The following is a 17,407-nucleotide window of genomic DNA, read 5'->3' as shown; positions in this document are numbered from 1 at the left end:
CTTTCGCCGGCACGCCGGACGCCTATGAAAAGCGGTGACCCGCTACAGTTCCAGCCCTTGTTGCACCACCGACAGCAGTCCGTTTTCAGTCAAGGCCACCGCATCCGCTTGTTGTGCGGCTTGCTCGACGACTTGAAGCCACCAGTGGGTTTCACCGTGTTCGTCAAGGGTGCGCAACAGTGCCATTTCGTTGCTATCACAGTGGATCTCGACACGCCCTTCGCCATCTTCCGTGAAGCGGGCGACGGGGTCGAAGATCATGCTGTGGTCGTGGCCGGTGATCACCAACTGGTCGATGGCATAGTCATACGTCTCGCCATCGGGGTGGCGCTCGAACACGTGCGTGGGATTGCGCCGCAGGGTCAAGCCGGCCTCTATCAAGGGCTGCAGCCAGGTCTCGATGCGGTGATACAGCTCGTAGACCTGGCCCGGCCAGCTGTCGATGACCTGATCAGCGCTGGTATGCCGGGTGTGTTTGAGCTTTGCGGCGAGTTCGTCTGCCTTGGTCATTTCGATTCCCTGTCTTGATGTATGACTAATCGTAGCTCCTCCTGGGGGATGCAGTTTTTGCCTTGGGTCATGTCCGCGTCACCACCGGGCAAGTGGTTGCCATTTATCCTCGATAAACCCGTAGACTGCGCGCACAAAAATGAGGGGGTTTTGGGCCGGTGCCCATGCATTGCCCCTACAGGATGATTTTTTTGCTCTTACGCCCAGATGATCCGCATCACGCCCCGAGCGTCGCATCGAAACGCCTGCCGTTGCGCAAGGCTGCGGTGCTTTTCATCGCCGCCGTGTGTCTGTGCCTGTGTGGTTTGCTTTACCTGCAACTGGAGCAGTCCCGCAGCCACGACCTGCGCCAGGCCCAGATCGCTTCGTCGAACCTGACGCGAGCCATGGCGCAGCAGGCTGAAGATACGTTCATGAAGGCCGATCTGGTGCTCACCAGTCTGGTGGACTGGATTCAAATCGACGGGTTTGGCCCGCCCCAGCGACCTCGCCTGCAGAAAACCTTTGCCCGACGCGTGCAGGCGCTGAATCAATTGCACGGCATCTTTCTGTTCGATCAGAAAGGGCAGTGGGTGGTGACTTCGTTCGACAACATGCCTCGCGGTTCTGGCGTCGCGGATCGCGAGTACTTCAAGTTCCATCAGCAAAATGTGTCGACCGTGGCGCACATCGGCCCGGCGATTCGCAGCCGGGAAAACGGTGAGTGGATCATTCCGGTTTCCAGGCGGGTGAACGACAAGAACGGTCAGTTCCAGGGCGTGTTGATGGCCGGGATCAAAATGTCGTACTTCGACCAGTTCTTCAAAAGCTTCAGCATCGACGACAACGGCTCGATGTTCCTCGGGTTGACCGATGGAACGTTGCTGGCACGCCGGCCCTTCATCGAGTCGAAGATCGGCACGTCGTTGGCCAGGAGCGAAGTCTTCGAGAAATTCCTGCCCCGGGCGCCCTCCGGCAGCGCCATGTCGACTTCGTTGGTGGACGGCGTTGTCCGCTTGTTTGGCTACCGACAATTGGAGGCTTATCCACTGGTGGTCTCGGCGGCTTCGTCGAAGGACACGATTCTTGCGGGGTGGTACGAAACCGCGTTTCATTCCTGCCTCATCGTTGCCCTGGTCATGCTCGGTGTGGGGGTGTTCGGTTGGGTGTTCATTCGCCAGGTGCGCGTCGGCGAGCGAGTCGAGGCGGATCTGCGCAAGGCCCAGGAAGCGCTGGAGCTGATTGCCACCCATGACAGCCTGACCGGTCTGGGCAATCGCCGCTTGTTCGAGCGTGCGCTCGACATCGAGTTCGGGCGTGGCGCCAGGCAGCAGAGTGCGCTGAGCCTGATCATGATCGATATCGATTTTTTCAAGCGCTACAACGACACCTATGGTCATGTGGTCGGTGATCACTGCCTGGCCCAAGTGGCGCGATCGGTGAAAAATTGCTGCCATCGCAAGGCCGATCTGGCGGTGCGGTATGGTGGTGAAGAGTTTGCTGTGCTACTGCCCGACACGGACATCCACGGCGCCATGACCATTGCCGAACACATTCGCCGCAGCGTCATGGACAAAAACATCAAACACAGCGGGTCGCCTACCGGTTATGTGACGGTCAGCCTCGGTTGTTACTCGTTTGTGCCGACGGGGCACGACAGCATGGAAGTGTTCATCCAGCGGGCCGATGCGGCGCTCTATCAGGCCAAACACTCGGGGCGCAATCGCTCGGCGGTGCTGTCGATGGAGGGCGGTGTCGAGGTGTTGGCGCGTTCGGATCGTTGAAGTCCGCCCGTGGCTGTTTCTACCCTGCAACACATTGAGCAACCGATTGTCTGCCTGTCAGATCTCATTCATTTGATCGTCTAGAGTTCGGCTAGCTTTGCCGAGCCCGGAATAGGGCTACGCATCTGTTACGCCGTATACGCGCCAGCCAGCGCAACCACTGCGAGCCATCAGGGTCACAATCAGGACACCCTTGGTAACAGGACTGATGGCCATGAAAAAGTTGCGAATCGCGACGTTCAACGTCAACGGCATGCGCGCCCGGTTGCCGAACCTGCTGGCCTGGCTCGAACGTGAGCAACCGGACATCGCCTGTTTGCAGGAACTCAAGTCGGTGGACAGTATGTTCCCCGCCGCTGAGCTGGAGGCCATCGGTTACGGTGCCGTCTGGCAGGGGCAGACCGCGTGGAACGGCGTGGCGATTCTGGCGCGGGATGCGCAGCCCCTGGAGAGCCGGCGAGGCTTGCCGGGCGATGACGGCGATAGCCAGAGCCGGTACCTGGAAGCCGCCGTTCACGGCGTGCTGGTGGGCTGCCTGTACTTGCCCAATGGCAACCCGCAGCCGGGGCCGAAGTTCGACTACAAGCTGGCGTGGTTCGAGCGCCTGATTACCTATGCCAGGGACCTTCAGCGCAGCGAGCATCCGGTGGTGCTCGCCGGTGACTACAACGTGGTGCCGACTGACCTGGACATCTACAACCCGCGTTCGTGGCTCAAGGATGCGCTGCTGCAACCCGAGAGCCGCGAGTGTTATCAGCGCCTTCTGGATCAGGGCTGGACCGACGCCTTGCGACACCTGTATCCGCAGGATCGGCTCTACACCTTTTGGGATTATTTTCGCCAACACTGGCAGAAGAATTCAGGCTTGCGCATCGACCACCTGCTGCTCAATCCGGCCTTGAGCCCTTATCTGCAGGCGGCTGGCGTCGATGCCTGGGTGCGCAACGAAGCCCACGCCAGCGACCACGCACCGACCTGGATTCAACTGGATTCGCGCAAACGTCGTTGACATTAGGAGTGTGGGCGATTGGTTAATTCAATTGTCGGCCACGGCGGTTCTTCCCTTATACATAGCGCCCATCGGCGGAACGATCCGCAGCCTGCGTGCATAAGGACTGAACAATGAGCGAGCCACGCCTGACCGACCTCGCGTTATACCTGCGACGCCTGGGTTTCGGCGCGCCCCCGGCGCCGACCCTGGAAACCCTGCGACAACTGCAATTGCGCCATACCGGCGTGTTCCCGTTTGAAAACCTGACCACGTTATCCGGCGAACCCGTGCTGATCGACTTGCCCTCGGTCGAGAAGAAAGTCCTGCATGAGGGGCGAGGTGGGTACTGCTATGAACTCAATAATCTGTACCTGGCCTTGCTTCAGTCGCTCGGATTCGAGGCGCGTGGGATCAGCGGCCGGGTGGTCATGGGCCAGCCCGAAGGCGCGTGGACAGCCCGCACTCACCGCTTGAGCCTGGTCACCCTGGACGGCGTGCGTTACATCAGCGACGTCGGCTTCGGCGGCATGGTGCCGACTGCGCCGCTGCTGCTCGATATCGCCGATGAACAACTCACGCCACATGAGTCGTATCGCATCGAACGGCACGCCGATGGCTACATCCTGAGCGCCAGGGTCGCTGACGAATGGCGAGCGATGTACATCTTCGACCTGCAGCGCCAGGAAGACATCGATTACGCCGTCGGCAACTGGTATGTCTCGACTCACCCCGAATCAACGTTCACCAGGCAATTGATGGTGGCGCGGACCGGGGAGGGGTGGCGACGTACGCTCAACAACGGCAGTTTTGCGATTCATCGCCTGGGGCGTGACAGCGAACGCCGGCAGGTGGCCGATGTACAGGAGTTAATCGACTTGCTGGAAAGCGAGTTCGATATACGTGTGCCACCCCAAGCGACGTTGGTGCGCACACTTGAGCGATTGATAGTGACGCAATAGGCGGTTAATCGTGCACACAAGAAATGGGCGAACTGGATCATTCTGCCCCTTTTTCGCGCTTTTTCAGGACTGAGCTTGAGGCGCCATCACCTTATGAATCTCACTCAGGGCTTGCCAAAGCCGGTTTTCAGGCTTTCCAGACCCTGTTGGTCTCTGCTTTGTCAGGCCCGGTCAGCACGCCCGGAGCACTTGATGTGCCGATGAAAACGGCTGATGGTCGCCAGGAACTCAAAAGACAGGTGGACGCAGGAGTGATGGGCGCGACGGATATGTTCCGTGGTTTTTTGGATATTGCACACAGTGGCACACAGACTGCATGGGCAACCGTTCATAATTTGACTTGCCAGTTGTATACAATTCTATAGACAGTTGTCGTGAGTCTTGAATACAGTGTGCGCATAACAAAAACCAGGGAACCCCCTAACATGAAAACGCCCCATGTTTCACACCAACGGCCTGAAGATGAGAATCTCGGGGTCGGCGCGAATATGGCTTACGGCCTGCAACATGTTCTGACCATGTATGGCGGCATCGTCGCGGTGCCTTTGATCATCGGTCAGGCAGCCGGGCTTTCGCCGGCGGACATCGGTTTGTTGATTGCTGCTTCATTGTTTGCGGGGGGGCTGGCCACGTTGCTGCAAACCCTGGGTCTACCGTTTTTCGGCTGTCAGTTACCGCTGGTACAGGGCGTGTCGTTCTCGGGTGTCGCGACCATGGTGGCGATTGTCAGCAGTGGCGGCGAGGGCGGGTTTCAGTCGATTCTGGGGGCGGTGATTGCGGCGTCCTTGATAGGTTTGCTGATTACCCCGGTGTTCTCTCGAATCACCAAGTTCTTCCCGCCGCTCGTCACTGGCATCGTGATTACCACCATCGGTCTGACGCTGATGCCGGTGGCTGCACGCTGGGCCATGGGCGGTAACAGCCATTCGCCCGAATTTGGCAGCATGGCCAACATCGGCCTGGCCGCGGTGACGCTGGTGCTGGTGCTGTTTCTGAGCAAGATTGGAAGCGCGACGATCTCCCGTTTGTCGATCCTGCTGGCCATGGTCATCGGTACGATCGTCGCGGTGGTGCTCGGCATGGCGGATTTCTCGTCCGTGACCCAGGGCCCGATGTTCGGTTTTCCTGCGCCGTTCCATTTCGGCATGCCGACTTTTCACTTCGCCGCGATCCTGTCGATGTGCATTGTGGTGATGGTGACCCTGGTGGAAACCTCGGCGGATATCCTGGCCGTCGGTGAAATCATCGGTACCAAGGTTGATTCCAAGCGCCTGGGGAACGGTCTGCGTGCCGACATGCTGTCGAGCATGATCGCGCCGATTTTTGGCTCATTCACCCAAAGCGCCTTTGCCCAGAACGTCGGGCTGGTGGCGGTGACCGGAATCAAGAGCCGCTTTGTCGTGGCCACGGGTGGACTGTTCCTGGTCATCCTCGGCTTGCTACCGTTCATGGGGCGAGTCATCGCCGCAGTGCCGACCTCTGTTCTTGGTGGTGCCGGTATCGTGTTGTTCGGCACAGTGGCCGCCAGCGGTATCCGTACGCTGTCCAAGGTCGACTACCGCAACAACGTCAACCTGATCATCGTCGCCACCTCCATCGGCTTCGGCATGATCCCCATCGCCGCGCCGAACTTCTACGACCACTTCCCAAGCTGGTTCGCCACCATTTTCCACTCCGGCATCAGCTCCTCGGCAATCATGGCCATCGTGCTGAACCTGGCGTTCAATCACCTGACCGCCGGCAACTCCGACCAGCAGTCGGTGTTTGCCGCAGGGACCGAGCGGGTGCTGCGTTATCAGGACCTGGCAGCGTTGCGCGAAGGGGATTACTTCAGCGACGGCAAGCTGCATGACTGCGATGGCAAGGAGATTCCGGTGGTGGAGCCCGACCATGGACATGGAGAGCCGCGGGCGATGCATGCGAAAAGTAGCGAGCATGTCTGACACGTTCCGCGAATGAAAAGAGCCGATCTGTTGAATAGACAGATCGGCTTTTTCTTTGTGGATCAAAAAAACGCAGCCACAAAAAAGCCCCTGATCTTTCGATTCAGGGGCTTCTTGATGTTGCTGTCTGGCTCCACGACCTGGACTCGAACCAGGGACCCAGTGATTAACAGTCACTTGCTCTACCAACTGAGCTATCGCGGAATGGCGCCTATGTTACTGATTCAAAAAGGGAAGTCAAGCGTCTGATAGCGAATTGATGGATTTGTCGGGACGGACGGTGGTTTATCGGTGATTGGCAGTTACCAGAACCGCAGCAGAGGACTACCATGACCGCCCGGAAGCGGTTACACGCGCTACCGGCCATTCGCCGAAAAGGTACGCACCATGAATCACCCTGCCACCTCACCCCGACAAAACGGGGTACTCGCATGAGCATCGCTCAGATCAGCCTGCCCAAGGGTGTCGGCCCGCACGCCGAAAAACTGTTTGATGCGATCATCCAGGCCGGCAGTGCCGACGAATTGAATCGCGCCGGCGGCAAGGCCGAAGGTTTTGTCCTCGGCCTGGAAAGCACCAAGGCGATCAAGAGTCAGGTCGCTGAATCGCTGTACGTCGCCTACGATGACGCGGCCAGCCAGCGGGCGACCGAACTGGCCTAGCCGCCGAAAGTAAAGGTGCCGAGCATCAGCTTGGCGTAAAGCGCTGTGGCGCCCAGTTGCACCAGCCACAGCGCCAGGCCGCCGAGGAATACGCCGGTGGCGACTTGCATCACCAGGTTGTTGCCGCGTTTGGCCGGGGCGCGGGGGACGAATTCATCCAGGTCATCGCGGTCAGCGCGTAGGTCATCGTTTTTCATGTGGGGTCTCGTCGAATCTCGGGTGGGCATCAAACCTTTAGGGGCGAGCCGGGTGAAGTTTAGAGGGCTGGGCCTCTGCTTTGAGAATTATCTGCGACAAATAAAAAACGGGAAGCCAAAAGGCTTCCCGTTTTTCGTATCAGCGCGCGATTCAGATCACCTGAACAATGGCATCCGTCACGACATGGATGTTGCTCTGGTTCAGCGCAGCCACGCAGATGCGGCCGGTGTCGAGGGCATAGATGCCGAACTCATTGCGCAGACGATGAACCTGCTCAACGCTCAGGCCGGAGTACGAGAACATGCCGCGCTGACGACCGACGAAGCTGAAATCGCGCTGCGGTGCGTGTTTCGCCAGCAGTTCCACCATCTGAGTGCGCATGCCGCGAATCCGCAGGCGCATTTCGGCCAGTTCCGCTTCCCATTGGGCGCGCAGTTCCGGGCTGTTCAGTACGGCGGCGACGATGCTTGCACCGTGGGTCGGCGGGTTGGAGTAGTTGGTGCGGATGACGCGTTTGACTTGCGACAGTACGCGCGCGCTTTCTTCTTTCGATTCGCTGACGATCGACAGGGCGCCAACGCGCTCGCCGTACAGCGAGAAGGATTTGGAGAACGAGCTGGAGACGAAGAAGGTCAGGCCCGATTCAGCGAACAGACGCACGGCAGCGGCATCTTCGTCGATGCCATCGCCAAAGCCTTGGTAAGCCATGTCGAGGAACGGCACGTGACCCTTGGCTTTCACCACTTCCAGCACGTTTTTCCAGTCCGCCGGGCTCAGGTCGACGCCGGTCGGGTTGTGGCAGCAGGCGTGCAGCACAATGATCGAGCCGTTTGGCAGCGCGTTCAGGTCTTCCAGCAGGCCGGCGCGGTTCACGTCATGGGTCGCGGCGTCGTAGTAGCGGTAGTTCTGTACAGGGAAACCGGCGGTTTCGAACAGCGCGCGGTGGTTTTCCCAGCTCGGGTCGCTGATGGCCACGACGGCGTTCGGCAGCAGTTGCTTGAGGAAGTCAGCACCGATTTTCAGTGCGCCAGTGCCGCCAACGGCCTGGGTGGTGATGACGCGGCCAGCGGCGATCAGTGGCGAATCGTTACCGAACAGCAGTTTTTGCACGGCCTGGTCGTAGGCGGCGATGCCGTCGATTGGCAGGTAGCCACGAGAAGCGTGTTGAGCGACGCGAATGGTTTCGGCTTCGACAACGGCGCGCAGGAGTGGAATTTTCCCCTCCTCGTTGCAGTAAACACCGACTCCCAGGTTGACCTTGTTGGTACGGGTATCGGCGTTGAATGCTTCGTTGAGGCCCAGGATTGGATCGCGTGGTGCCATTTCGACAGCGGAGAACAGGCTCATTTTTGCGGCGGCTCTGAATGGAGAGTGGAGGGACGTGTCGCGCTCCAGCCGAATGCACTAGAGCGGTGCACAAACGGGGAGCTAGTATAGAGGCCATCTGCGATTGATGGCGACAGACGATTCAGCTTTTACGGTAAGTTTTTCCGATTATTTTCCGACCGTTAGTCGATTGGCATCGTCAAAGACTTCGAGGGATGTAGGACGTTTGCCTTGAAAGCGAGTGCAATCGGCTCCACATTGAGCACAATCCAGTTTTTTCCTCGGGCGACGTGCGTCGTTTGCGGCCTTTTTCGTTCCTGCCAGTTTGACTGTGCAGGCGCGAATTCCTGCACCGAGAACCGAGAGGTACTACATGTCTGAATTTCAGCTAGTCACCCGTTTTGAGCCCGCCGGCGATCAGCCGGAAGCCATCCGCCTGATGGTCGAGGGCATTGAAGCCGGGTTGGCGCACCAGACGTTGCTCGGTGTGACCGGCTCGGGCAAGACCTTCAGTATCGCCAACGTCATCGCCCAGGTGCAGCGCCCGACCCTGGTACTGGCGCCAAACAAGACCCTGGCCGCGCAGTTGTACGGAGAGTTCAAGGCGTTCTTCCCGAACAACGCCGTGGAGTATTTCGTTTCCTACTACGACTACTACCAGCCCGAAGCCTATGTGCCGTCGTCCGACACCTTCATCGAGAAAGACGCGTCGATCAACGACCACATCGAGCAGATGCGGCTGTCGGCAACCAAGGCGCTGCTGGAGCGCAAGGACGCGATCATCGTCACCACCGTGTCGTGTATCTATGGCTTGGGCAGTCCGGAAACCTATTTGAAGATGGTGTTGCACGTGGATCGCGGCGACAAGCTCGATCAACGGGAATTGCTGCGGCGTCTGGCCGACCTGCAATACACCCGCAACGACATGGAGTTCGCCCGTGCGACCTTTCGTGTGCGCGGCGATGTGATAGATATCCACCCGGCCGAATCCGACTTCGAAGCGATCCGCATCGAGCTGTTCGATGATGAAGTGGAAAGCCTGTCGGCCTTCGATCCGCTGACCGGTGAAGTCATCCGCAAGCTGCCGCGCTTCACCTTCTACCCCAAAAGCCACTACGTGACGCCACGGGAAACCCTGATGGGCGCCGTTGAAGGGATCAAGGTCGAATTGAAGGAGCGCCTGGAATACCTGCGTTCCAACAACAAACTGGTGGAAGCCCAGCGTCTGGAGCAGCGCACCCGTTTCGATCTGGAGATGATCCTCGAGCTGGGCTACTGCAACGGCATCGAAAACTACTCGCGCTACCTGTCCGGTCGTGAAGCCGGCGCGCCGCCGCCGACCCTTTACGACTACCTGCCGGCCGACGCGTTGCTGGTAATCGACGAGTCCCACGTCAGCGTGCCGCAGGTCGGTGCGATGTACAAAGGTGACCGCTCGCGTAAGGAAACCCTGGTCGAGTACGGCTTCCGTCTACCGTCTGCGCTGGATAACCGGCCAATGCGTTTCGACGAATGGGAAAGCATCAGCCCGCAGACGATTTTTGTCTCGGCGACCCCGGGCAACTATGAGGCCGAGCACGCCGGGCGCGTGATTGACATGGTGGTGCGTCCGACCGGGCTGGTGGACCCGCAAATCGAGATCCGCCCGGCACTGACCCAGGTCGACGACTTGTTGTCGGAGATCAGCAAGCGTGTCGCCGTCGAGGAGCGGGTGCTGGTCACCACACTGACCAAGCGCATGGCCGAAGACTTGACCGACTACCTGGCCGACCACGGCGTGCGCGTGCGCTACTTGCACTCGGACATCGACACCGTGGAGCGGGTTGAGATCATCCGCGATTTGCGCCTCGGCACTTTCGATGTGTTGGTGGGGATCAACCTGTTGCGCGAAGGCCTGGACATGCCGGAAGTGTCGCTGGTGGCGATTCTCGATGCGGACAAGGAAGGCTTCCTGCGCTCCGAGCGCTCGCTGATCCAGACCATCGGCCGGGCGGCGCGTAACCTCAATGGCCGGGCGATTCTCTATGCCGATCGCATCACCGGCTCCATGGAGCGCGCGATCGGCGAAACCGAGCGCCGTCGCGACAAGCAGATCGCCTTCAACCTGGCCAATGGCATCACGCCCAAGGGCGTGTTCAAGGATGTTGCCGACATCATGGAAGGCGCCACCGTGCCGGGCTCGCGCAGCAAGAAACGCAAAGGCATGGCCAAGGCCGCCGAGGAAAATGCCCGATACGAAGCCGAGTTGCGGTCGCCGGGTGAGATTGCCAAGCGGATCAAGGCGCTGGAAGAGAAGATGTACCAGCTGGCACGTGATCTGGAATTCGAAGCCGCAGCACAGATGCGTGACGAGATTGCCAAGTTGCGCGAGCGGTTGATTACGGTCTGATGGCGTGTGGCGAGGGGGCAGCCCCTCGCCACAGTGTTGAGCGCATGATCGGTATCAATGCGCTTCGCCGGCTTTAAGCCCCGCTGGCAACTTCCTGGTCAGTAACACCGCCAGCATGCTGACCCCCAGCGCGATCCCGACAAGATGAAACGCATCGTTGTAGGCCATGATCGACGCCTGTTGATGGGCAATCTCGCTGAGCTTGCCCAGCGCCGCTGTTTCATTGCCCAGAGTGTTGGTCAAAGATGCCAGGCGCTCGGCCACCTGCGGATTACTCGGCACGATGGACTCGCGCAAATAATCGAAATAGGTCTTGGTTCGCGCATCCAGCAGGGTGGCGAGCAGGGCGATGCCGATGGCGCCGCCGAGGTTGCGCAGGATGTTGAACAGGCTCGACGCCGAGCCCGCGTCCTGGGGCAGGATGTAGGCCGTGGCGATCAACGAGATGGTGACCATGATCAGTGGCTGGCCCAACGCGCGCACGATCTGAATCTGATTGAACTGCGGTCCGGCGAAGTCCGGGTTCAGCACGCCCGATGAAAAACTCGCGAAGCCGAACAGGCCGAAACCCAGCGCGCACAGCCATTTTGGCGAGATGTATTTCATCAGCTTGGGCACCAGCGGAATCAGAAACAGCTGCGGCACGCCCATCCACATGATCACTTCACCGATCTGCAGGGCGTTGTAGTTCTGGATCTGCGCCAGATACAGCGGCAACAGATAAATCGAACCGTACAAGCCGACCCCCATCCCGACGCTGGAAATGCTCGATAGACCGAAGTTGCGATTGCCGAGAATGCGCAGGTTGATCAGTGGATTGGGCTTGGAAAACTGCACGATCACAAACGTAATCAGACTGAGCAACGCGATGCTGCCGAGGCTGACGATCAGGTTCGACTCGAGCCAGTCCTTGCGATGGCCTTCTTCCAGAAATACCTGCAAACAGCCAAGGCCCATGCCGAGGGTGACGATCCCGGCGTAATCGGTGCTTTTGAGCAGTTCCCAGTGTGATTCCTTCTTCTCCAGGCCGTACATCAGGCCCGCGATCATGAGCAGGCCGGGGGGGATGTTGATGTAGAAGATGTATTCCCAGCCCCAGTTTTCCGTCAGCCAGCCGCCCAGTGTCGGGCCGATCGACGGTGCGAAGGTGGCGGTCATGGCGAACATGGCCATGCCCTTGGCGCGGTGGTGTTCGGGAAGTTTGATCAGGGTGAGGGTGAACGCCAGGGGGATCAGCGCGCCACCGGTGAAGCCTTGCAAGGCGCGGAAGACGATCATGCTCTCCAGGCTCCAGGCCATGGAGCAAAGGAGGGAGGCGGCGAGGAACCCAAGGGACACCCACACCGCCAGGCGTCGCGCCGACAATAACTGCACCAGCCACGCCGTCAGCGGGATCATGATGATTTCCGCCACCAGGTACGAGGTGGAAATCCATGAGCCTTCTTCCAGGGTCGCCGACAGCGCACCCTGAATATCCTTGAGCGATGAGTTGGTGATCTGGATGTCGAGCACCGCCATGAAGGCACCGAGCATCGCGCTCATGACCGCGATCCAGTCCCGCCGGGTCGGTTCCCCGGCCGGACGGATCAGCTGATCACCGGCCATTGTCAGGGGCGTCTTTAATATTCACTTTGACCGTGACCGACATGCCCGGCCGGATTTTGCCGCGCAGGGGATTGTCTGCGGCGAAGGTCAGTTTTACCGGAATCCGTTGTACGACTTTGGTGAAGTTGCCCGTGGCATTGTCCGGCGGCAACAGGCTGAACTGCGCGCCCGACGCGGCGAACAGGCTGTCGACCCGCGCTTCGATCGGGGTATCGCTGTAGGCGTCGAAAGTCAGCTCGGCTTTCTGACCGGGTTGCATATGGCCGATCTGGGTTTCTTTGAAGTTGGCCTGAATCCAGATGTCTTCATCCGGCACGATCGACAGCAAATAGGCGCCGGCCTGTACGTACTGACCTTCGCGGGCGGCGCGTTGGCCGATCAGGCCGCTGATGGGGGCGTGAATTTCGCTGCGGGTGAGGTTCAGTTCAGCTTGGGCCAGATCGGTTTTGGCGTTGGCAATTTGCGCGTCGAGGCGTTTGATCTCGGCGGTCAGTGCGTTGATTTGCTGACGCTGACCCTGGGCATCTGCCTGGGCCTTGGCCAGTTGCGAGCGGGCAATGTGGGCGTCGGCGGAGAGGGTGGTGACCCGTTCCTCCGAGACGTAACCGGGCTTGCGCAAGGTCTCGGCGCGGTTCAGGTCGATCTGTGAGCGACCCAGGCTCGCTTGCGTGGACGCGACTTGCGCATCGCTGGCGGCAATCAGGCTGCTTTGTTGCGTCAGTTTGCTCTGGGCTTGCAAGCGTTCGGCTTCGCGAGTGGCGAGGGCTGCGTTGGCGCGGTCGACGGCGAGGTGGAAATCATCACCTTCGAGCTTGATCAGTAACTGACCTTTCTCGACATGCTGGTTGTCCTGGACCAGCACCTTGTCGATGCGTGCCCCCAACTGGCTCGACACGCGGGTGATCTCGCCCTGCACGTACGCGTTGTCAGTGCTTTCGTAAAAACGCCCCTTGAAAAACCAATGGGCAAAAAAGCCTCCGGCGATCAGCAGGACAATTAACAGGAAAATAGACAGGCGACGCTTGAGTTGGGCAGGCATGGGGCAAACTGTAGTCGAGAAATTGTCAGGAAAGTTATCAGCAGGCGAATCTTGCATACAGCCGATAAACGGTAAATGCCATTGGCTGATATTCAGTCATTCACCGCGGCAAACGGTCGTTGTAGACGCAACCTTGGCTTAAATGCCCTGCTGACTGGAGCCGGGCGGGTGTCGCCTGTTACCATTCGCCCCTTGTCTGATCCTCGCTTTCTATTCTTTTGTTGAGACTTGCCATGACCACCGTCCGCACGCGCATCGCGCCATCGCCTACAGGGGACCCCCACGTAGGTACCGCTTACATCGCATTGTTCAACTACTGCTTTGCCAAGCAGCACGGCGGTGAGTTCATCCTGCGGATCGAAGACACTGACCAGCTGCGTTCGACCCGTGAGTCCGAACAGCAGATTTTCGACGCCTTGCGCTGGTTGGGCATCGACTGGAGCGAAGGCCCGGACGTGGGTGGCCCGCACGGTCCTTACCGTCAGAGCGAGCGTGGCGACATTTATCAGAAGTATTGCCAGCAGTTGGTCGATATGGGCCATGCCTTCCCGTGCTTCTGCACCGCCGAAGAGCTGGACCAGATGCGCGCCGAGCAGATGGCTCGCGGCGAGACGCCGCGTTACGACGGTCGTGCGCTGTTGTTGTCCAAGGAAGAAGTCGCGCGTCGCCTGGCCGCTGGCGAGCCGCACGTGATCCGCATGAAGGTGCCGAGCGAAGGCGTCTGCGTGGTTCCGGACATGCTGCGTGGCGACGTCGAAATCCCGTGGGACCGCATGGACATGCAAGTCCTGATGAAGACTGACGGCCTGCCGACCTACTTCCTGGCCAACGTGGTCGATGACCACCTGATGGGCATCACCCACGTGTTGCGTGGTGAAGAGTGGCTGCCGTCGGCGCCGAAACTGATCCTCTTGTACGAATACTTCGGTTGGGAGCAGCCGGAGCTGTGCTACATGCCGCTGTTGCGTAACCCGGACAAGAGCAAGCTGTCCAAGCGCAAGAACCCGACCTCGGTGACGTTCTACGAGCGCATGGGTTTCATGCCGGAAGCAATGCTCAACTACCTGGGGCGCATGGGCTGGTCGATGCCGGACGAGCGCGAGAAGTTCTCCCTGCAGGAGATGGTCGATAACTTCGATCTGAAGCGTGTGTCCCTGGGCGGGCCGATTTTCGACATCGAGAAATTGTCGTGGCTCAACGGCCAGTGGCTACGCGACCTGCCGGTGGAAGAATTCGCCGCGCGCGTCCAGAAGTGGGCCTTCAATTCCGAATACATGATGAAGATCGCGCCGCACGTGCAGGGCCGCGTCGAGACCTTCAGCCAGGTTGCACCGCTGGCCGGGTTCTTCTTTGCCGGTGGCGTGAATCCGGACGCAAAACTGTTCGAGTCGAAGAAGCTGTCCGGCGATCAGGTTCGTCAGTTGATGCAGTTGATCCTGTGGAAGCTGGAAAGCCTGCGTCAGTGGGAGAAGGACAGCATCACCGCGACCATTCAGGCCGTGGTCGAGTCCCTGGAGCTGAAGCTGCGTGATGCCATGCCGCTGATGTTTGCCGCGATCACAGGTCAGGCGAGCTCGGTGTCTGTGCTCGATGCGATGGAAATCCTCGGTCCGGACCTGACGCGTTTCCGTCTGCGCCAGGCGATCGACCTGCTGGGCGGCGTGTCGAAGAAAGAAAACAAAGAGTGGGAAAAGCTCCTGGGCGCTATCGCCTGAGCACGTCTGACTCTGCGGTAGCCGTCGGAGGCCGGGATCTTTTGCTCCTGTCCTCCGGCGTTTTCTCCTGAATTTACGGGGGAAGGGCGGTAAGTGGTTGTTATGCCGACAAAAAATTTTGAAATTTTTCAAAAATAAGTTTGACAGGCTTTCGATACACCCTTAAGATTCGCCCCGTCCTCAGCGATGACATCAACGATGAGGGGCTATAGCTCAGCTGGGAGAGCGCTTGCATGGCATGCAAGAGGTCGACGGTTCGATCCCGTCTAGCTCCACCAATTTACACTTCAAGGTCTGGCCACACCGGCCTTGAAGCGATCAACACTCAGCGTTGATCAGTTGTATAGAAGGGTTTGCGTCCCCTTCGTCTAGTGGCCTAGGACACCGCCCTTTCACGGCGGTAACAGGGGTTCGAGTCCCCTAGGGGACGCCAGTTTTACAGAAGCGATGTTGCAAGATGTCGCTCCGCCGCGAGGCGAAAAATCCGGGGCTATAGCTCAGCTGGGAGAGCGCTTGCATGGCATGCAAGAGGTCGACGGTTCGATCCCGTCTAGCTCCACCAATTTTACAGTTCAAGGTCTGGCCACACCGGCCTTGAATCGATCAGCTCTCAGCACTGGTCAGTTGTATAGAAGGGTTTGTGTCCCCTTCGTCTAGTGGCCTAGGACACCGCCCTTTCACGGCGGTAACAGGGGTTCGAGTCCCCTAGGGGACGCCACGATTACCCGCTCTGCGGGATTTTATAAGGGTCATTCAATTATTGAATGGCCCTTTTGTTTGTCTGGCGTTTAGCCAAATTCCCCCATTTCTTTCAAACTGTTCTTCAGACCAGCGGTCACATCTACGACTTGCAGAAAATTATTATGAGAATAATATTCTAGTCGTAATATTCGGAGGCAACGATGAACGATAAAAAAGCTCAAACCCGTGAACGCATCCTCAAGGCTGCCAGCGCAGCGCTGATTCAGCGCGGCCCGGCCGAGCCTAGCGTGGGCGAAGTAATGGGCGCAGCCGGCCTGACCGTCGGCGGCTTTTATGCGCACTTCGAAAGCAAGGACGCAATGATGCTGGAGGCGTTCAAGCAATTGCTGGGTCGCCGCCGTGACCTGATTGCTGACATGGATGCCGAACTGACCGGTGAAGAGCGTCGCGCCCTGGTCGCGGCGTTCTATCTGTCGCGCAAACACCGTGATTCCAGCGAGTCTGCGTGCCCGATTCCGGCCTCGATCGGTGAGCTCGGACGTCTGCCCGATGCCTTCCGGATCGCACTGAATGAACACATGGAACTGATGGTCGCGCAGTTGGCGGCCAGTCCCGAAGACACCGATAAAGCCCTGGCCGACATGGCCTTGATGGTGGGCGGTCTGGCGCTGGCACGGGCGCTGGGCCCCGGTGATTTATCCGACCGATTGCTTCGCGCTGCCAAGTCGGCAGTGCGTTGACTTGAAGGCTACAGCCTGAGGAGAGAGCGATGAGCGCGTTAAAGTGGGTTCGTGGCGTCAATGGCACCTTGGGTTGGTTTGCTCCAAAACTGGTTGCAAGAAAAATGCGACTGGCGTTCATGACACCGCGAGATTTGCCGCCGCGTGATTGGGAATTGCCGCTGCTGGCCAGATCCGAACGGATCACTTTGCGTTTCGGTCTCTCGGCATTGCGCTGGGGGCAGGGCCCGGCAGTGCTGCTGATGCACGGTTGGGAAGGCCGGCCGACGCAGTTTGCCAGTCTCATCACTGCCCTGGTCGATGCCGGGTATACGGTGGTTGCCCTCGATGGCCCGGCGCACGGTCGCTCGCCGGGAACCGAGGCGAATGTCGTGCTGTTCGCCCGCGCCATGCTCGAAGCCGCCGCCGAGCTGCCACCGCTTCAAGCCGTCATCGGTCACTCCATGGGCGGGGCCAGTGCCATGCTCGCTGTGCAACTGGGCTTGCGCACCGAAACTCTGGTGACAATCGCAGCTCCGGCGCGAATCCTCGGTGTACTACGTGGCTTTGCGCGCTATGTCGGGTTGCCGCCAAAAGCTCGCTCGGCATTCATTCGTCAGGTTGAGAAAGACGTCGGCATGCGCGCTGCCACGCTGGATGTGGCGCACTACCAACTGGACATGCCCGGCCTGATCGTCCATGCCGAAGACGATAAGTTTGTTTCGGTGAAGGAATCGCAGGCGATCCACGAAGCCTGGTTCGACAGCCGTCTGTTGCGTCTGCAAGAAGGCGGTCATCAGCGAGTATTGGCCGACCCTCGGGTGATTGATGGCGTGCTATCACTTTTGGCCGGACGAAGTCTGCAATCGCGCCAATCGGCCTGAGC

At 59.3% G+C, this 17,407-nt stretch carries 15 protein-coding genes and 5 tRNA genes; 14 read left to right on the top strand and 6 right to left on the bottom strand.

From position 1 onward, the window contains the following. Window positions 1–42: 42 nt before the first annotated feature. The gene (locus tag GQ39_RS15525) at window positions 43–510 is read right to left on the bottom strand and encodes a hypothetical protein (RefSeq protein WP_047531291.1); all 468 of its coding nucleotides are present in this window, start codon (window positions 508–510) and stop codon (window positions 43–45) included. Between the two features lie 191 nt (window positions 511–701). Between GQ39_RS15525 and GQ39_RS15520 the strand changes: the two genes are divergently transcribed. The 5 genes from GQ39_RS15520 (at window position 702) to GQ39_RS15505 (ending at window position 6,166) form a co-directional block, all read left to right on the top strand. Continuing rightward, window positions 702–2,273 carry a sensor domain-containing diguanylate cyclase gene (locus GQ39_RS15520; protein WP_236693111.1) on the top strand — a complete coding sequence of 524 codons (1,572 nt, stop codon included), beginning with the start codon at window positions 702–704 and terminating at the stop codon, window positions 2,271–2,273. Between the two features lie 214 nt (window positions 2,274–2,487). After that, on the top strand, window positions 2,488–3,282 hold the full coding sequence (gene xth, locus GQ39_RS15515) for an exodeoxyribonuclease III (RefSeq protein WP_047531287.1): 795 nt from the start codon (window positions 2,488–2,490) through the stop codon (window positions 3,280–3,282). 113 nt (window positions 3,283–3,395) lie between these two features. After that, window positions 3,396–4,223 (top strand): arylamine N-acetyltransferase family protein, encoded by an 828-nt coding sequence (locus GQ39_RS15510; protein WP_047531285.1) that lies wholly within the window; start codon window positions 3,396–3,398, stop codon window positions 4,221–4,223. 23 nt (window positions 4,224–4,246) lie between these two features. Beyond that, a complete protein-coding gene (locus GQ39_RS32505; protein ID WP_152614003.1) occupies window positions 4,247–4,588 on the top strand; it encodes a hypothetical protein in 342 nt (113 codons plus the stop codon). Between the two features lie 60 nt (window positions 4,589–4,648). Further along, window positions 4,649–6,166 carry a nucleobase:cation symporter-2 family protein gene (locus GQ39_RS15505; protein WP_047531284.1) on the top strand — a complete coding sequence of 506 codons (1,518 nt, stop codon included), beginning with the start codon at window positions 4,649–4,651 and terminating at the stop codon, window positions 6,164–6,166. Window positions 6,167–6,294: 128 nt separating this feature from the next. Here GQ39_RS15505 and GQ39_RS15500 read toward each other — a convergent pair. Further along, window positions 6,295–6,370 (bottom strand) — tRNA-Asn (locus GQ39_RS15500). Between the two features lie 227 nt (window positions 6,371–6,597). On the opposite strand from GQ39_RS15500, the gene GQ39_RS15495 reads away from it, so the two are divergent. Next, the gene (locus GQ39_RS15495; RefSeq protein ID WP_047531282.1) at window positions 6,598–6,828 is read left to right on the top strand and encodes a hypothetical protein; all 231 of its coding nucleotides are present in this window, start codon (window positions 6,598–6,600) and stop codon (window positions 6,826–6,828) included. On the opposite strand, the gene GQ39_RS15490 is transcribed toward GQ39_RS15495, so the two are convergent. Together GQ39_RS15490 and GQ39_RS15485 are read right to left on the bottom strand one after the other, a co-directional pair. Then, window positions 6,825–7,025, bottom strand: a complete 201-nt coding sequence (locus GQ39_RS15490) for a hypothetical protein (protein ID WP_047531280.1) — start codon at window positions 7,023–7,025, stop codon at window positions 6,825–6,827. The genes GQ39_RS15495 and GQ39_RS15490 overlap by 4 nt on opposite strands. Window positions 7,026–7,176: 151 nt before the next feature. Beyond that, complete coding sequence (locus GQ39_RS15485; protein ID WP_047531278.1) at window positions 7,177–8,373, bottom strand: amino acid aminotransferase; 1,197 nt, start codon at window positions 8,371–8,373, stop codon at window positions 7,177–7,179. Between the two features lie 352 nt (window positions 8,374–8,725). On the opposite strand from GQ39_RS15485, the gene uvrB reads away from it, so the two are divergent. After that, window positions 8,726–10,741: an excinuclease ABC subunit UvrB gene (uvrB, locus tag GQ39_RS15480; RefSeq protein ID WP_047531276.1), complete on the top strand. Its 2,016-nt coding sequence runs from the start codon at window positions 8,726–8,728 to the stop codon at window positions 10,739–10,741. A 54-nt stretch (window positions 10,742–10,795) separates the two neighbouring features. On the opposite strand, the gene GQ39_RS15475 is transcribed toward uvrB, so the two are convergent. Then, complete coding sequence (locus GQ39_RS15475; RefSeq protein WP_047531274.1) at window positions 10,796–12,346, bottom strand: MDR family MFS transporter; 1,551 nt, start codon at window positions 12,344–12,346, stop codon at window positions 10,796–10,798. Beyond that, on the bottom strand, window positions 12,336–13,385 hold the full coding sequence (locus GQ39_RS15470) for an HlyD family secretion protein (protein WP_047531272.1): 1,050 nt from the start codon (window positions 13,383–13,385) through the stop codon (window positions 12,336–12,338). The genes GQ39_RS15475 and GQ39_RS15470 overlap by 11 nt, the downstream gene beginning before the upstream one ends. A gap of 233 nt (window positions 13,386–13,618) precedes the next feature. Between GQ39_RS15470 and gltX the strand changes: the two genes are divergently transcribed. The 7 genes from gltX (at window position 13,619) to GQ39_RS15435 (ending at window position 17,405) form a co-directional block, all read left to right on the top strand. Further along, a complete protein-coding gene (gene gltX, locus GQ39_RS15465; protein ID WP_007956429.1) occupies window positions 13,619–15,100 on the top strand; it encodes a glutamate--tRNA ligase in 1,482 nt (493 codons plus the stop codon). A 202-nt stretch (window positions 15,101–15,302) separates the two neighbouring features. Further along, a tRNA-Ala gene (locus tag GQ39_RS15460) sits at window positions 15,303–15,378 on the top strand. 79 nt (window positions 15,379–15,457) lie between these two features. Further along, window positions 15,458–15,533: transfer RNA gene (locus tag GQ39_RS15455), tRNA-Glu, on the top strand. A 53-nt stretch (window positions 15,534–15,586) separates the two neighbouring features. Then, window positions 15,587–15,662 (top strand) — tRNA-Ala (locus GQ39_RS15450). Between the two features lie 80 nt (window positions 15,663–15,742). Continuing rightward, window positions 15,743–15,818, top strand: a tRNA-Glu gene (locus tag GQ39_RS15445). A gap of 184 nt (window positions 15,819–16,002) precedes the next feature. Continuing rightward, complete coding sequence (locus tag GQ39_RS15440) at window positions 16,003–16,542, top strand: TetR/AcrR family transcriptional regulator (protein WP_047531265.1); 540 nt, start codon at window positions 16,003–16,005, stop codon at window positions 16,540–16,542. 29 nt (window positions 16,543–16,571) lie between these two features. Then, the gene (locus tag GQ39_RS15435; RefSeq protein ID WP_047531263.1) at window positions 16,572–17,405 is read left to right on the top strand and encodes an alpha/beta fold hydrolase; all 834 of its coding nucleotides are present in this window, start codon (window positions 16,572–16,574) and stop codon (window positions 17,403–17,405) included. Window positions 17,406–17,407 lie beyond the last annotated feature (2 nt).

It is taken from the genome of Pseudomonas sp. 11/12A (genome assembly GCF_000800055.1).
In the GTDB taxonomy this organism is placed as follows: domain Bacteria; phylum Pseudomonadota; class Gammaproteobacteria; order Pseudomonadales; family Pseudomonadaceae; genus Aquipseudomonas; species Aquipseudomonas mohnii.
Note: the sequence above shows the minus strand (reverse complement) of the source record. Positions and strands in the feature narration are given on the sequence as shown.

What these genes read in the sequence shown, in the direction of transcription:
- GQ39_RS15525 (WP_047531291.1), bottom strand. Translation starts at nt 510, where the DNA reads ATGACCAAGGCAGACGAACTCGCCGCAAAGCTCAAACACACCCGGCAT.
- xth (WP_047531287.1), top strand. Translation starts at nt 2,488, where the DNA reads ATGAAAAAGTTGCGAATCGCGACGTTCAACGTCAACGGCATGCGCGCC.
- GQ39_RS15510 (WP_047531285.1), top strand. Translation starts at nt 3,396, where the DNA reads ATGAGCGAGCCACGCCTGACCGACCTCGCGTTATACCTGCGACGCCTG.
- GQ39_RS32505 (WP_152614003.1), top strand. Translation starts at nt 4,247, where the DNA reads ATGGGCGAACTGGATCATTCTGCCCCTTTTTCGCGCTTTTTCAGGACT.
- GQ39_RS15505 (WP_047531284.1), top strand. Translation starts at nt 4,649, where the DNA reads ATGAAAACGCCCCATGTTTCACACCAACGGCCTGAAGATGAGAATCTC.
- GQ39_RS15495 (WP_047531282.1), top strand. Translation starts at nt 6,598, where the DNA reads ATGAGCATCGCTCAGATCAGCCTGCCCAAGGGTGTCGGCCCGCACGCC.
- GQ39_RS15490 (WP_047531280.1), bottom strand. Translation starts at nt 7,025, where the DNA reads ATGAAAAACGATGACCTACGCGCTGACCGCGATGACCTGGATGAATTC.
- GQ39_RS15485 (WP_047531278.1), bottom strand. Translation starts at nt 8,373, where the DNA reads ATGAGCCTGTTCTCCGCTGTCGAAATGGCACCACGCGATCCAATCCTG.
- uvrB (WP_047531276.1), top strand. Translation starts at nt 8,726, where the DNA reads ATGTCTGAATTTCAGCTAGTCACCCGTTTTGAGCCCGCCGGCGATCAG.
- GQ39_RS15475 (WP_047531274.1), bottom strand. Translation starts at nt 12,346, where the DNA reads ATGGCCGGTGATCAGCTGATCCGTCCGGCCGGGGAACCGACCCGGCGG.
- GQ39_RS15470 (WP_047531272.1), bottom strand. Translation starts at nt 13,385, where the DNA reads ATGCCTGCCCAACTCAAGCGTCGCCTGTCTATTTTCCTGTTAATTGTC.
- gltX (WP_007956429.1), top strand. Translation starts at nt 13,619, where the DNA reads ATGACCACCGTCCGCACGCGCATCGCGCCATCGCCTACAGGGGACCCC.
- GQ39_RS15440 (WP_047531265.1), top strand. Translation starts at nt 16,003, where the DNA reads ATGAACGATAAAAAAGCTCAAACCCGTGAACGCATCCTCAAGGCTGCC.
- GQ39_RS15435 (WP_047531263.1), top strand. Translation starts at nt 16,572, where the DNA reads ATGAGCGCGTTAAAGTGGGTTCGTGGCGTCAATGGCACCTTGGGTTGG.